The sequence below is a fragment of the Sphaerisporangium sp. NPDC005289 genome (assembly GCF_040607455.1).
Lineage (GTDB): Bacteria > Actinomycetota > Actinomycetes > Streptosporangiales > Streptosporangiaceae > Sphaerisporangium > Sphaerisporangium rhizosphaerae.
Window position 1 is genome coordinate 64,062 of sequence record NZ_JBEXGS010000011.1, and the last position, 13,317, is coordinate 77,378.

The 13,317-nt window shown below is 72.6% G+C and carries 12 protein-coding genes and 1 tRNA gene; 6 read left to right on the forward strand and 7 right to left on the reverse strand.

What is annotated here, in order from left to right; genetic code table 11:
* Nucleotides 1-374 precede the first annotated feature (374 nt).
* The 4 genes from ABZT47_RS20360 (at nt 375) to serS (ending at nt 4,726) form a co-directional block, all read left to right on the forward strand.
* On the forward strand, nt 375-1,868 hold the full coding sequence (locus ABZT47_RS20360) for a glycosyltransferase 87 family protein (protein ID WP_354844058.1): 1,494 nt from the start codon (nt 375-377) through the stop codon (nt 1,866-1,868).
* 22 nt (nt 1,869-1,890) lie between these two features.
* Complete coding sequence (locus tag ABZT47_RS20365; protein WP_354844061.1) at nt 1,891-2,310, forward strand: DUF4446 family protein; 420 nt, start codon at nt 1,891-1,893, stop codon at nt 2,308-2,310.
* 138 nt (nt 2,311-2,448) lie between these two features.
* Nucleotides 2,449-3,369 carry a prephenate dehydratase gene (gene pheA, locus ABZT47_RS20370; protein ID WP_354844064.1) on the forward strand — a complete coding sequence of 307 codons (921 nt, stop codon included), beginning with the start codon at nt 2,449-2,451 and terminating at the stop codon, nt 3,367-3,369.
* Nucleotides 3,370-3,466: 97 nt separating this feature from the next.
* Nucleotides 3,467-4,726 carry a serine--tRNA ligase gene (serS, locus tag ABZT47_RS20375; protein ID WP_354844067.1) on the forward strand — a complete coding sequence of 420 codons (1,260 nt, stop codon included), beginning with the start codon at nt 3,467-3,469 and terminating at the stop codon, nt 4,724-4,726.
* Nucleotides 4,727-4,885: 159 nt separating this feature from the next.
* Here serS and ABZT47_RS20380 read toward each other — a convergent pair whose 3' ends face one another.
* The gene (locus ABZT47_RS20380; RefSeq protein ID WP_189164413.1) at nt 4,886-5,089 is read right to left on the reverse strand and encodes a cold-shock protein; all 204 of its coding nucleotides are present in this window, start codon (nt 5,087-5,089) and stop codon (nt 4,886-4,888) included.
* A 238-nt stretch (nt 5,090-5,327) separates the two neighbouring features.
* Here ABZT47_RS20380 and ABZT47_RS20385 point away from each other — a divergent pair, with 238 nt between their 5' ends.
* Nucleotides 5,328-6,125: an HAD family hydrolase gene (locus ABZT47_RS20385; RefSeq protein ID WP_354844071.1), complete on the forward strand. Its 798-nt coding sequence runs from the start codon at nt 5,328-5,330 to the stop codon at nt 6,123-6,125.
* An 84-nt stretch (nt 6,126-6,209) separates the two neighbouring features.
* Here ABZT47_RS20385 and ABZT47_RS20390 read toward each other — a convergent pair whose 3' ends face one another.
* Together ABZT47_RS20390 and ABZT47_RS20395 are read right to left on the reverse strand one after the other, a co-directional pair.
* The gene (locus ABZT47_RS20390) at nt 6,210-6,734 is read right to left on the reverse strand and encodes a bacterial proteasome activator family protein (RefSeq protein WP_354844074.1); all 525 of its coding nucleotides are present in this window, start codon (nt 6,732-6,734) and stop codon (nt 6,210-6,212) included.
* A gap of 15 nt (nt 6,735-6,749) precedes the next feature.
* Nucleotides 6,750-7,706 (reverse strand): NAD(P)H-quinone oxidoreductase, encoded by a 957-nt coding sequence (locus tag ABZT47_RS20395; RefSeq protein WP_354844077.1) that lies wholly within the window; start codon nt 7,704-7,706, stop codon nt 6,750-6,752.
* A 114-nt stretch (nt 7,707-7,820) separates the two neighbouring features.
* Between ABZT47_RS20395 and ABZT47_RS20400 the strand changes: the two genes are divergently transcribed.
* Nucleotides 7,821-10,253 (forward strand): AAA family ATPase, encoded by a 2,433-nt coding sequence (locus ABZT47_RS20400; RefSeq protein ID WP_354844079.1) that lies wholly within the window; start codon nt 7,821-7,823, stop codon nt 10,251-10,253.
* A gap of 101 nt (nt 10,254-10,354) precedes the next feature.
* Here the strand turns inward: ABZT47_RS20400 and ABZT47_RS20405 are convergent.
* The 4 genes from ABZT47_RS20405 to ABZT47_RS20420 form a co-directional block, all read right to left on the reverse strand.
* Nucleotides 10,355-10,444: transfer RNA gene (locus ABZT47_RS20405), tRNA-Ser, on the reverse strand.
* Between the two features lie 62 nt (nt 10,445-10,506).
* Nucleotides 10,507-11,214 carry a TIGR03943 family protein gene (locus ABZT47_RS20410; RefSeq protein ID WP_354844618.1) on the reverse strand — a complete coding sequence of 236 codons (708 nt, stop codon included), beginning with the start codon at nt 11,212-11,214 and terminating at the stop codon, nt 10,507-10,509.
* A 5-nt stretch (nt 11,215-11,219) separates the two neighbouring features.
* Nucleotides 11,220-12,251, reverse strand: a complete 1,032-nt coding sequence (locus ABZT47_RS20415) for a permease (RefSeq protein ID WP_354844081.1) — start codon at nt 12,249-12,251, stop codon at nt 11,220-11,222.
* A gap of 79 nt (nt 12,252-12,330) precedes the next feature.
* The gene (locus ABZT47_RS20420) at nt 12,331-13,245 is read right to left on the reverse strand and encodes an NUDIX hydrolase (RefSeq protein ID WP_354844084.1); all 915 of its coding nucleotides are present in this window, start codon (nt 13,243-13,245) and stop codon (nt 12,331-12,333) included.
* Between the last annotated feature and the right edge of the window lie 72 nt (nt 13,246-13,317).

The window sequence follows — 13,317 nt, forward strand, 5'->3', positions numbered from 1 at the left end:
GGGCCATGGCGCCGAGCAGCGCTGCGGCCGGGAGCCGCCAGGGGCGCCGCCCGGTTCCGGACGCGCGGCCACCCGGGACCGTCGTTCGCTTGTCCACCGGGAACCTCGCCTCCACGTGCGCCGACCACCTCCGCCCTGCAAACCATAGCCAGAACCCCGACCCCCTCTCCCACGTGCGATCGGCCTGTGGACGGCCGGCGCTCGGGCGCCGCGAAGTGGGTGGAGGCAGGGCGATGCCGGTGGCCTTCTGCGGTGGGTCACGGCCGGGGAGGGGTGCAGGTGGTGGTCACCGGCCGGAGAGCGGTGCTGGTGGTGGGGCGTGCTGGTCGGCGTGGGCGGCGGGGGGTGCGGGGAAGGGGGTAGCCTGCCACGTCGTGAGGACTGGTGGGGGGCGCGGGCACTGGTGGGCGTGGCCGATCGCCCTGCTGATCATCGGGGTGGCCGCGGTCCCGCTGGTGCGTTACTGGCTGACCAACCCCGCCGACCAGCGCCTGGTCGACCTGGACGTCTACCGCACGGGCGGTGAGAGCCTCCTGCGCGGGCTCCCCGTCTACGACGCGGTCACGCCGGCGCCGCAGCTCCTGCCGTTCACCTATCCGCCGATCGCGGCGCTGCTGGCCGTGCCGCTGGCCGTGATGTCGTGGCCCGCGGCCCAGTGGGTGTGGACGGCCGGCGTGCTGGCCTGCCTGGGCGTCACGGCCTGGTTCGGCTTCCGTGAGCCGCTCGCGCGGCTGCGGCCCGCCTGGGCGGGGCCCGTCGTGTTCGGCGTGGTGACGGCGGCATGCCTGTACCTGATGCCGCTGCGCGACCAGATCCGGTTCGGGCAGGTGGACATCCTGCTGGTCATGCTGTGCCTGGCCGACTGCGTCGCGCGCCGGCCGTGGTGGCCGCGCGGCATGCTGATCGGGCTGGCGACGGCGATCAAGCTCACTCCCGGCGTCTTCCTGGTCTATCTGCTGGTCACGGGGTTCGGGCGCGACGCGGTGCCCGAGCAGCGCCGGGCGTTCTTCATGGCCGTCTTCACCGCCACGCTGCTGACGGTGCTGCCCTTCCTGGTGATCCCGCACGATGCCGCGTCCTTCTGGTTCTCGGCCCTGCTCGACGGCGACCGCGTCGGGGCGAACAACGCCACCACCAACCAGTCCATCCGAGGGATGCTGCTGCGGCTCTACCTGCCGGGGTGGCTCACTTCGCTGATCTGGCTCGCGCTGGTGGCCGTGGTGGCCTGGTACGGCTTCCGCCGCGCCCGGGAGGCCCTGCTGCGGGGCGACCGGATGACCGCGGTGGCGCTGACCGGCCTGATGGCGGTGCTCGTCTCGCCGGTGGCGTGGATCCACCATCTCGCCTGGCTGGTCGTGGTCCTCGCCGCGCTCGCGGGCCGCGCACTCGGCGACCGCACCCCTCTGGCCGGCAGCCCTCTGGCCGGCAGCCCTCTGGCCGAGGGTCCGCTGGCCCGCGGTTCGCTGGCCGGCGGGGCCCTGGCCGGCGGGACCCTGGCCGGTGGAGCCCTCACCGGCGGGCCCGCCGATGGGCGGGGTGCAGGCGCCCGAGCCTCCGTGTCGTCCGGCCTGACGGGGGCGGCGGTCGTGGCCGGGGTCTGGCTGTACTACGTGCTGCCCATCCCCTGGTGGGGGGTGTCGCTGCGCGCCGCCGGCATCCCGGTGCTCAGCCCGGTGGCGGGGCGCGTCGTCCAGGACGCCTTCGGGCTCGGCGCCGTCGCCCTGGTGTGGCTGCTCGGCCGCCGTCCGGCCGCAGGCGTTTCCGGCCCGGACGAAACGAGCCCGGACGAAACGAGCCCGGACGAAACGAGCCCGGACGAAACGAGCCCGGACGATGGGCGGCGTCTGGGTTCGCGTGCGATTCCGTGACTGATCCATTACTCTTCGTGATGTGCTCGGAACTGTAATGGCGCTGATCGGCGGCATCGCCGGCATGACCGGGGTGGCGATCGGCCTGCTGGCGCTGCGCAGCGCGCGCGGCGCCGTCGAAGACTGCCTCGACGTGCTGGGCCGCCGCTGCGCGATCGACGGCGTGGTCGACGTCAAGGCGATCCGCGATGTGGCGGTGTTCCGCTACGACGCGCTGGCCGAGATGACCGGCCGCCTGTCCTTCTCGGTGGCCATGATCGACGGCCTGGGCGACGGCGTCGTCCTCACCTCGATAAACGGCCGCACCGAGACCCGCACGTACGCGCGGCCGGTGCGCAGTGGCCGTGGGCTGCAGCCGCTGTCCCCCGAGGAGGAGCAGGCGGTCCGCGCCGCGCGCCTCGGCATCGGCCCCGATGTCGCCCCACAGCGTCTCCGGCGTTAGGGGTGCCCGTCTCCGGGCCGGGTCCTGGCGCGGGACGCGGGGTCGTTCCGGATCATTTCGGATCGTTCGGGGAAGGCGTGGCAAGAAACCGGTAAATATGCCAGGTGGGCGGTGACCTGCGGCAGGTAGCCTTCTGGTATGCCGAAAATCGCCTACCTCGGGCCGCAGGGGACGTTCTGCGAAGCCGCCCTGCGCATCCTCGCCCCGGATGCCGAGCGGCTGCCCTGTGCCAATGTCACGGCGGCGCTCGACGCGGCGCGCTCGGGGGAGGCCGACGGGGCGGTCGTCCCGCTGGAGAACTCCGTCGAGGGCGCGATCACGGTCACGCTCGACGAGCTGGCCTGGGGCGATCCACTGCTGATCACCGCCGAGCTGCTGCTGCCGGTGGAGTTCTCGCTGCTGGTGCGGCCGGGCACCGAGATGACGCACATCAAGCGCGTCTACACCCATCCGGCGGCGATCACCCAGTGCCGCAACTTCCTGGCCCGTGAGCTGCCCGACGCCGTGGTGGTGGCCGCGCCGTCCACGGCCGCCGCGGCGCTGGAGGTCTCCATGGAGGACTCTCCGTACGACGCGGCCATCGGCCCGGCGATCGCCGGCGAGCACTACGGCCTGGACGAGCTCGCCGCGCGCATGGGCGACCGCGACGACACCGTCACCCGGTTCGTCCAGGTGGCGCGGCCGGGCCCGCCGCCCGTGCCCACCGGCGCCGACCGGACGTCCCTGGTGGCGTTCCTGCGGGACGACCACCCGGGCGCGCTGCTGGAGATGCTGAGCGAGTTCGCGGTGCGCGGGGTGAACCTGACCCGCATCGAGTCGCGGCCGACCGGTGACGGCATCGGGCGCTATTTCTTCCACTTCGACGCCGAGGGGCACGTCGCCGAGGCCCGCGTGGGCGAGGCGCTGTCGGGTCTGCACCGGCTGTGCGCCGAGGTCCGATTCCTGGGCAGCTACCCTCGAGCGGACCGCGTGTCGCCGCAGCTCAAGCACGGCACCTCCGAGTCCGACTTCACCGAGGCCTCCGGCTGGATCGACAAGATCCGCACCGGCGGGATGTGACGGTGCGCCCGGCGGCGCGTCGCGGCCGGGTGTGACGGATCACATGTCGGGGCGATAGGCGCGCGAGCGCCGCTCGGACATCGGTAGCCTTTGTTACGTGATTGACCTGCGTACCCTTCGTGAGGACCCCGACCGGCTACGGGCGTCGCAGCGTGCCCGCGGTGAGGACGACTCGGTCGTCGACACGCTGCTCGACCTCGATGAGCGCCGCCGAAGCGCGCTGACCGCCTATGAGTCTCTGCGCGCCGAGCAGAAGAGCGTGGGCAAGTCGGTCTCCTCGTCCTCCGGCGACGAGAGGGCCGCGTTCCTCGCGCGCGCGAAAGACCTCGCCGCCGGGGTGAAGGGGGCGGAGGCCGAGGCCGAGAAGCTCGCCAAGGAGCTGGACGAGCTGCTGATGGCCGTCCCCAACATCATCGAGGAGGCCCCGTCCGGGGGCGAGGACGACTACGTCGTGCTGGAGGAGGTCGGTGAGAAGCCGCGGTTCGACTTCACCCCGCGCGACCACCTCGAACTGGGCGAGATGCTGGGCGCGATCGACGCCGAGCGCGGCGCCAAGGTCTCCGGGGCGCGGTTCTTCTTCCTGACGGGGGCCGGCGCGCGGCTGCAGCTGGGCCTGCTCAACATGGCCATGCAGCAGGCCATCGAGGCCGGCTTCACGCCCATGATCACCCCGGTGCTGCTCAAGCCCGAGGCGATGGCCGGCACGGGCTTCCTCGGCTCGCACGCCGCCGAGGTGTACCGCCTGGAGGCCGACGACCTCTACCTGGTGGGCACCTCCGAGGCGCCCATGGCGGCCTACCACTGGAACGAGATCCTCGACGGCGGGTCGCTGCCCCGGCGCTACGCCGGCTGGTCGTCCTGCTTCCGCCGCGAGGCGGGCTCGTACGGCAAGGACACGCGAGGCATCATCCGGGTCCACCAGTTCGACAAGGTCGAGATGTTCTCCTACTGCCGCCCGGAGGACGCCGCCGAGGAGCACCAGCGCCTGCTCGCCTGGGAGAAGGAGATGCTGACCAAGGTCGAGCTGCCGTACCGCGTGATCGACACCGCGGCGGGGGACCTCGGGTCGAGCGCCGCCCGCAAGTTCGACTGCGAGGCGTGGCTGCCGACGCAGAACCGCTATCTGGAGCTCACCTCGACGTCCAACTGCACCGAGTTCCAGGCCAGGCGGCTCGCTGTTCGCTACAGGGACACCGACGAGAAGCCCCGGCACGTCGCCACCCTCAACGGCACCCTGGCGACCACACGATGGATCGTGGCCATCCTGGAGAACCACCAGCAGGCCGACGGCTCTGTCGTGGTCCCCAAGGCGTTGCGGCCCTATGTCGGACTAGACGTCCTCGAGCCGGTCAAGTAGCTATTTCTTGCTGAGTAAGCCGCTTATCCCCTGATGGGGATAAGCGGCTTACTCTCATACTGTCTGAGATGTATGTCCGGTTTGTCAGAACGTTCGGGTCTGGACAAACACGAAGGCGGGGTTCGCCTGACGCGAACCCCGCCTTCTGTGTGTCAGTGGTCAGACGGCGCGGACCTGCGACGCCTGCGGGCCCTTCTGTCCCTGCGTGACCTCGAACTCGACGCGCTGGCCGTCCTCGAGGCTGCGGTAGCCGTTGCCGACGATTTCGGAGAAGTGCACGAAGACATCCGGAGCGTCACCGTCTGGGGCGATGAATCCGTAGCCCTTCTCGGCGTTGAACCACTTGACGGTTCCTTGAGCCATTAAAGCTCTCCCTGCAATTGATCTTGGGGTTCACACCTCGCGAACCCCGGGTTGTGTCGCACAGCTTCCCGGGGCCGCTCAGACAGTCAAGCTGGTTCTGCACATCGGGTTCAGCTAATACAACGCCACCACATCTAACACCATCAGAGGGCCTTTGTTCCCCCCTCCTGGCGAGAATCTTTTACTCCCAGGGCTGACACCCGAGCTCGGGGCAACACAGGGCAAACTAGAGCTTGTTATGGTCAGCCCCAGACTCGTCGCCACCGACCTGGACGGCACCGCCCTGCGCTCGGACGGCACCGTCTCGCCCCGCACCGCGGCCGCCTTCGCGCTCGTGGAGGAGGCCGGTGCGACGCTCGTGTTCGTCACCGGCAGGCCGCCCCGGTGGATGGGCAACGTCGCCGGGGCGGTGCGCAACCGCGGGCTGGCCATCTGCGCCAACGGGGCGCTGGTGTACGACCTGCACGCCGAGCGCATCGTCGAGTCCCATCTCATCGAGCCCGACGTGCTGTCCGAGGCCGTCGGCCGGCTGAAGGACCGCGTCCCGGGCCTGAGCTTCTCCGTGGAGTACGAAGGGGGCTTCGCCCACGAGACGAGCTTCCGGCTCGGCGGCTGGGACAGCACAGAGGTCTCAGGGCTCCGCATGGGGGTCTCGGGGCTGATCTCCCGGCCTGGCGCGAAGCTGCTGGCCTTCCACCGCTCCATGGACCCCGACATCCTGCACGCCCTCGTGGACGAGATCGTGGGCGACCTGCTCACGGCCACCCATTCGAGCGGCCGGGCGTTGATCGAGATGAGCGCCCAGGGAGTGACCAAGGCGAGCGCGCTGGCCACCCTCGCCGAGCGGCACCTCGTCGGCGCGGCCGAGGTGATCGCGTTCGGGGACATGCCGAACGACCTGCCGATGCTGGGCTGGGCCGGCACGTCCTACGCCGTGGCGAACGCCCACCCGGACGTGCTGGCCGCCGTCACCCACGTGACGGCGGCCAACGACGAGGACGGCGTCGCCATCGTCCTGGAGAAGCTTTTCGGCTGACGCGCCCCGCGGCCCCGGACGCCGGGGGCGGCCGCGCGGCATCGCCTGAGGGATCTCACACGTGCTGACAGGTCTTACAAGGTCTTACAGGTAGGGACCGGAACTGCGGTGGGGCTGGTCCTCCGGGGCCACGGCGCCGGACATGCCGCCGGGCAGGGCTCGGCGCATCTGCTCCAACTGGGCGCGCGCGGCCATCTGCTGGGCGAACAAGGTGGTCTGGATCCCGTGGAAGAGACCCTCCAGCCAGCCGACGAGCTGGGCGTGCGCCACGCGGAGCTCGGCGTCGCTCGGCGCGCTGTCGTTGCCGGTGAAGGGCAGCGTGAGCCGCTCGAGCTCGTCCACCAGCTCGGGCGCCAGGCCGTCCTCCAGCTCCTTGATGGAGCTCTGGTGGATGTCCTTCAGGCGCTTGCGGCTCGCCTCGTCCAGGGGCGCCGCGCGGACCTCCTCCAGCAGCTGACGGATCATGCTGCCGATGCGCATCACCTTGGCGGGCTGCTCCACCAGCTCGGCGACCGAGCGCTCTTCGTGCTGCTCGCCGCCGTCACCCTCGACCGACAGACCGTTGGGGCCCACGACCACGATGTGCGGGGTGCTCTCCTCAGCATTCATGTCATTCAACCTAGCTCACCTGACCAACAGGACTTTTCCGATGTGCTCCCCTGATTCGAGCACGCGGTGGGCATGGGCCGCGTCGGCCATGGGGATGACCGCGTGGACGATCGGCCGGACCGAACCGGCGCCCACCAGGGGCCACACGTTATCGCGGACGCCGCGGACGATGACGCCCTTCTCGGCGACGCTACGGGTGCGCAGGGCGGTCGCGTGGATCGAGGCGCGCTTGGCCAGCAGTCTGCCGAGGTCGAGCTCGCCCTTGGCGCCGCCCTGGAGCCCGATCACCACCAGCCGGCCGCCGGTCGCGAGCGCCGAGATGTTCCTGGCGAGGTACTTCGCGCCGATGATGTCGAGGATGACGTCCGCCGTGACCTTCTCGGCGAAGTCCTCCTCGCGATAGTTGACCGCCTCGTCGGCCCCGAGCTCCAGGCACCGCGCGATCTTGTCGGCCGAGCCGGCCGTGACGACGACGCGGGAGCCGAAGGCCTTGGCGAGCTGGAGGGCGAAGGTGCCGATGCCGCTGGCGCCGCCGTGGACCAGCAGCGTCTCACCGCGCCGCAGCCTGCCCACCATGAAGACGTTGGACCACACGGTGCAGGCGACCTCGGGGAGCGCCGCCGCCTCCACCAGCGAGACCCCCTCGGGCACCGGGAGCACCTGCTCCCAGGGGACGGCGACCTTCTCGGCGTACCCGCCGCCGGCGAGCAGCGCGCACACCTCGTCGCCGACCCGGAACCCCTCGACGTCCTCGCCCACCTCGGCGACGACTCCGGAGCACTCCATGCCGGGGAATTCCGACGCGCCGGGCGGCGGCGGGTAGTGCCCCTGGCGCTGCAGCAGGTCGGCGCGGTTGAGGCCCGCGGCGGCCACCTCGATCAGCACTTCCCCTGGTGCGGGGCGGGGATCTGGGACCTCCCGCCACTCCAGCACCTCTGGTCCGCCGGGCCGGGTAACAGCGATCGCGTGCATGTGACCAAACTATCCGGGTAGCCAAGTCGGCGGTTGACCACGTTGGTCGTGATAGCGGGCGGTAATCTTCCTTCTATTTGCTGCCCCTTTAGCCCAGTCCCGAGGGGGAACACGGTGGCAAGACACGATCGTGAGGATCCTCATTCCCTTGAAGAGCAGCTCGCCTGGCTCGACGCGATCAAGGAGAACGAGGACACCCCCCTCGCGGTGAGCGTCACCCCGGACGACACCGCCGCCTCGCCGTACCCGAAGGACCCGTGGGGCATGGTGCCCGCGGAGCCTCCGGCGCCCGCGTCCCCGCTGTTCCGCGCCGCGGGCGACCCCGCGAACGGCGCGGGGCAGCACGACGACGGCCACGCCGGGCGCGCCGGGCGCGCCGAGGGCGAGACGCGCGAGGTGCGCCCGCCTTCGACCCAGGGTCTGGGCACCGGCGCCTGGACCGGCCCGCTGGACCCTCCGCCGTCCGCGGCGCCCGGCAAGCCCGCGTTCGCCGCGCCGATCACGGCGCCCGGCGAGCCGCTGTCACGCGCCGACACCAAGGCCGAACCGCCGCCGGACTCCTCCAGCGCCGGCGCCTTCGGCGAGCGCCCCGCCTCCCCGGGCGCGGGCTCGTTCGGTGAGCGTCCAGGCTCCTCGGACACGGGTTCGTTCGGTGAGCGTCCAGGCTCCTCCGATACGGGTTCGTTCGGTGAGCGTCCGGCCTCGTCGGGCACGGGCGCCTTCGGAGAGCGTCCCGCGCCGTCGTCGGGTGCGGGCGCTTTCGGCGGGCTCTCCTCGTCCGGCGCCGGCGCGTTCGGCGAGCGTCCGTCCTCGGGCACGGGGGCGTTCGCGTCGTTCGGCGAGCGTCCGGCCGGGTCCGGCGGGGCCTTGGGCGAGCGCCCGGGCTCCTCGGCGGGCTCGGAGGCCCCTGAGGGTTCCGGCGCCGGTGTCTCGGCCGCCGCCGGCGCCGAGGCCGTGAGCGACGACACCGACAGCTTCACCTTCGGGCCGCTCACCGACAAGCCCGGCTCCGCGCCGAGCGCCGACTGGCTCTCCAAGGACCCGCTCGGCGGCGGCAAGGCCGAGCCGTCCAAGCAGCGTGAGGACCCCGAGCCCGACACGGCCCCGGAGCAGCCGGTGCGCGGCTGGCTGGAGGCCGCGGTGCCCGCCGCCGAGCCGTCCGAGCCGGACCCCGAGCAGGAGCGCTTCAACGCCTTCGCCGCGGGCGCGGACACCGACGACGTGGTGGTCCCCCGCGTCGAGCGTCCGATGTACGAGCAGCCGACCGAGAACCTCGGCCTGCCCGCGCCGCAGGAGGGCCGGCAGGCCGTGCCGCCCCCCGCCGCCGGGCCGCCGGCCGCCGCCCCGGCGGCCCCGGCCCCCGCCTTCCCCGCCGCCTCCCCAAGCCGGTCGGCCCAGGGTTCGTCGGCCGCCACGCACGCCCCTTCCGCGCCGCCCGGCGAGTCGCTGGTGCCCGACCAGGCTCCGGAGGAGCGCGAGCCGTACCGGCCGCGCCGCAGGCAGACCGCCGCGACGCCGCAGCCCGCCCAGCCGGCGTTCGGCGTCCCGGCGCGGCAGCAGCCGGGCGCCAAGGCGGCGGGCGCGAAGGGCGTCACGGGCGTGCGGCCGACGGCCGACAGCCTCGACCCGGTGTCCCTGCTGCGCGGGCGCAGGAACGCTCCCGCACGCGGCTGGCGCAAGATCGTGTTCAAGGCGTCCGCGGGCCTGATCAAGCCGGGCGAGTCGCCCGAGGTGCGCCGCCGCCGCGAGCTGGTCTCGCGGGCGCGCACCCCCGTCGCCACGGGTCACCACCGCGTGGCCGTGCTCAGCCTCAAGGGCGGCGTCGGCAAGACCACGACGACCGTGGGGCTGGGCGCCACGCTGGCCTCCGTGCGCGGAGACCGGGTGATCGCCGTCGACGCCAACCCCGACCGCGGCACGCTGTCGGACAAGGTCGAGCTGGAGACCTCGGCGACCGTGCGCGACCTGCTCAACGAGCGGCAGCAGATCAAGCGATATGTCGACATCCGCGCCTTCACCTCGCAGGCGCCCTCGCGGCTGGAGATCCTCGCCTCCGACCGCGACCCGTCGGTGTCGGAGGCGTTCAGCGCCGCCGACTACCAGGCGGTCGCGCAGGTGCTGGAGAACTTCTACTCCATCTGCCTGACCGACTGCGGCACCGGCCTGCTCCACTCGGCCATGTCGGGCGTCCTGGGCCTGGCCGACCAGCTCGTTCTGGTCAGCTCGCCGTCGGTGGACGGCGCGCGGGCCGCGTCGGCGACCCTCGACTGGCTGGAGGCGCACCACTACGCCGACCTGGTCAAGGCCGCGACGGTCGTGTTGTGCAGCGTCCGGCCGAGGTCGAAGTCCACCGTCGATCTCGACCGGCTGGAGGCGCACTTCGCGGCGCGCTGCCGTGCCGTCATCAGGGTGCCGTACGACCCGCACCTGGAGGAGGGCGCCGAGATCGACCTCGACCGGCTGCAGCCCGCCACGCGGGAGGCCTACCTGCTGCTGGCGGCCTCGGTGGGCGACGGCTTCGGCGGCGCGCAGGGAGGCCATATCTGAGCGGGCCATATCTGAGCGGGCCGCGTCCGAGGCGGCGGTCGCATTCCGAGGCGGCGGCCGCATGTGGGCCGCCCGCGTCTGAGTGGATCACGGGAGGCCGGTGGCGGAGGGTGTGGGATTCGAACCCACGAGGCCGTCGCCGACCTGGCCGCTTTCAAGGCGGCTGCACTCGTCCACTATGCGAACCCTCCAGTGCGACACCAACGATAGCGTTGCCCGCCGGGCGTTCGCGCGCGAGTGGCGGGCCCCGCGCCTATTCGTACGGCTCGGCCGGCCGGGCGACCTTGGCCAGTGCGGTGGCCGTCAACGCGGGGGCGGCCGTGCCCTTGGGGAGGCGGTCGTAGGTGACGGGCACCCAGGCGCCCGTCACCTCCACCCAGGTGTCCGGACGGGGCGCGGGCACGCCCAGCACGGCGACCTTCAGCGGGAAGGCGTCGGCCGCGCAGCACCGCAGTCGCATGCGGGCGAGGTACCACTGGCCCTTGTTCCCGGACGGGACGGCGAACCCGGTGAGCTTGACCCGGCGCCCGGCGAGCGTGCGGCCTCCGTCGCTCCAGGCGCGGCCGATGAACTCCCCGACCGGCATGGCCGTGGGCGCGTCCCCGGCCAGGGCGCCGTACCCCCCTGGTGCCGGCCGCGGCTGGGGCGTCTGGTCCCGTGCGGCGGCGAACGAGCCGAGCGCGGGCGGGTTGATCAGGAAGACGGCCACGATCGGAAGGCACAGCAGCCAGGCCACCCGCGGGCCGTGCGACCGGCGGCGCGTGGCCGCCTCTCCCGAGGGCGGATAGGGCCTGCGCCACTCTTGGACCAGGCCGAAGACGCCGAGCGCGAACAGGATCACGCCGGCCGCGACGAGCGGCGCGCGGAACCCCGGCCTGACGTAGTTCAGGTAGGCGGTGGACAGGGCCGACACGCGAAGCAGCGCGCCGCCCACCAGGGCGAGCACCAGGTTCTGGGCCATGCGGTTCACAGCAGCACCCGTCCCACCAGCACGCCGACCACGATGGCGAGCGTGAGCGTCAGCGGGACGAAGCGCGCGGCGAACGCCCGCCCGAACGTCCCCGCCTGCAGCGCGATCAGTTTCAGGTCGACCATCGGCCCCACGACCAGGAAGACCAGTTTGGCGGTCGGGGAGAAGGTCGTGAGCGAGGCGGCGACGAAGGCGTCGGCCTCGGAGCAGACCGACAGCACGACCGCCAGCAGCGCGAGCACCAGCACCGACAACCAGGGGACCTCGCCGAGGGAGGTGGTCCACGAGCGGGGGACCACCACGTTCAGGGTCGCCGCGGCGAGCCCGCCGATGACCAGGAAGCCGCCGGCGTGCAGGAAGTCGTGGCGCACCGCCGCCAGGAACGCCGCGCGCCGGGTGGCGCCCTCGGGGACGGGCGGTGCGGTGGTGACGCGTGGCGGGCCGGGGCGGCCGAGCAGCTGCCAGGCCCAGCCGGCGAGCACGGCGACGACGAGGGAGGCGCCGAAGCGGGCCAGGACCATGAGCGGCTCGCCGGGGAAGGCCACGGCCGTCGCCACCAGGACGACCGGGTTGGCCGCCGGAGAGGCCGGCAGGAAGGCGAGCGCGGCCGGCGGGGCGACGCCGTGGGCCATCAGGCGGGCGGCCACCCGGACGGAGGCGCACTCGCGGACGGGCAGCACGAGCCCGGCGGCGCCGGCGACGGGCACGGCGGCGTACGGCCGGCGCGGTAGCGCGCGCTCGAAGAAGGACGGCGGCACGAAGGTGGTGACTGCCGCGGACAGCGTGACCCCCAGCACCAGGAACGGGATGGCCTGCACGCAGATCGTCACGAAGATCGTCGACCAGGTGGTGACGGCCGGCGCGGTGAGGTGCGGCGACAGCAGCAGGTTGCCGATCAGCAGGAAACCCGCCAGCGCCGCGAACACCCAGGGCAGCACGTGTGCCTCGGGTGCGCGCCGTCCCCATGTCGGAGGAGGGACCGGACTGTCGGGCTCGGCGGTCCAGTCGAGTGCGGTTCGGTCGCTCATCAAGGTTTGGAGATTTTTCTGGATATTGGGGGGATATGCGCGGATAAGGCGTGGGGGGTGGCGGTTCGACGGTCCGACGCTACACCCGCCGGAGTTGGCCGAGCAGCCATCCCGGACCCACGGCCGCGGCGCCCAGCTCGGCGACGCGCCGGCGCAGCTCGCGGTCGGCGGTGACGACCAGAACCCGCTGCCACGGCCTGACCTCGCGGTTCTCCCGCACTGTGTCCACGATCGCGTCGTCCCCACTGGCAGGCGCCTCCACCACGCCCACCACGCCCACCACGCCCGCCGTGTCCGCCACGCCCGCCGTGCCGCCGGACCGCACGCCCTTGGCCGCGCCCTCCAGCACCATGACCACGCGCGGGAACCACATCGCCGGAGCCGGGAACCCCTCCGGAGGCCGCAGGCCGTGCTCCACGAGCCGCTCGACGTCCGCCAGCAGGCGCCGCGCGGCGCCCGCCCGGTCGCGCCACCACCCGTGCTCGGCGCGCGCGCCGACGATGTTGGCGGCGTCCAGCACCACCACCGAGGGCGGCAGCGACGGCCTGATCGCCGGCCAGGTCTCGGCGAACCCCGGGTGCAGCGTCTCGCCGCCCACCTCGTCGGCGGGCAGCCACCGCATGTCGGTGCTCTCGTCGTTGGCCGGGACGGCGGGCAGCAGCGCGTCCGCCTCGGCGATCACCGTCTGGAACGCCCAGCCGCCGTGGTCGTCGATGTGGACGCCGAGGACGCGCAGACTCTCGCCGCTCAGCGCGGCCTCCTCCAGCGCCTCGCGCAGGGCGCCGGTGACGGCGTCCTCATGGCTGTCGAGCGCGCCTCCGGGGAGCCCCCACGTGCCGCCGTGATGGCTCCACCACGAGCGCTTCTGCATCAGGACGTGCGGCGTGCCCCCGGCGTCGAAGTGGACGGCCAGCAGCCCTGAGGCGCCGTGCAGCCCCCAGTGCCGGTGGCCGCGCTCGCACAGCGCCCAGCCGTCGCCGTCCTTCGCCGCCATGTCTCCATCCTGCCTTACGGCGCCATGCCCGAATCGCACCGTTCGTCGGCCTTCGGACCGCTAGCATCCAAC

Coding starts and splice junctions, on each gene's coding strand:
- ABZT47_RS20380 (WP_189164413.1), bottom strand. CDS start 5,089: ATGGCTCAAGGAACCGTCAAGTGGTTCAACGCCGAGAAGGGCTACGGA.
- ABZT47_RS20385 (WP_354844071.1), top strand. CDS start 5,328: ATGGTCAGCCCCAGACTCGTCGCCACCGACCTGGACGGCACCGCCCTG.
- pheA (WP_354844064.1), top strand. CDS start 2,449: ATGCCGAAAATCGCCTACCTCGGGCCGCAGGGGACGTTCTGCGAAGCC.
- ABZT47_RS20390 (WP_354844074.1), bottom strand. CDS start 6,734: ATGAATGCTGAGGAGAGCACCCCGCACATCGTGGTCGTGGGCCCCAAC.
- ABZT47_RS20410 (WP_354844618.1), bottom strand. CDS start 11,214: ATGGCCCAGAACCTGGTGCTCGCCCTGGTGGGCGGCGCGCTGCTTCGC.
- ABZT47_RS20420 (WP_354844084.1), bottom strand. CDS start 13,245: ATGGCGGCGAAGGACGGCGACGGCTGGGCGCTGTGCGAGCGCGGCCAC.
- ABZT47_RS20395 (WP_354844077.1), bottom strand. CDS start 7,706: ATGCACGCGATCGCTGTTACCCGGCCCGGCGGACCAGAGGTGCTGGAG.
- ABZT47_RS20415 (WP_354844081.1), bottom strand. CDS start 12,251: ATGAGCGACCGAACCGCACTCGACTGGACCGCCGAGCCCGACAGTCCG.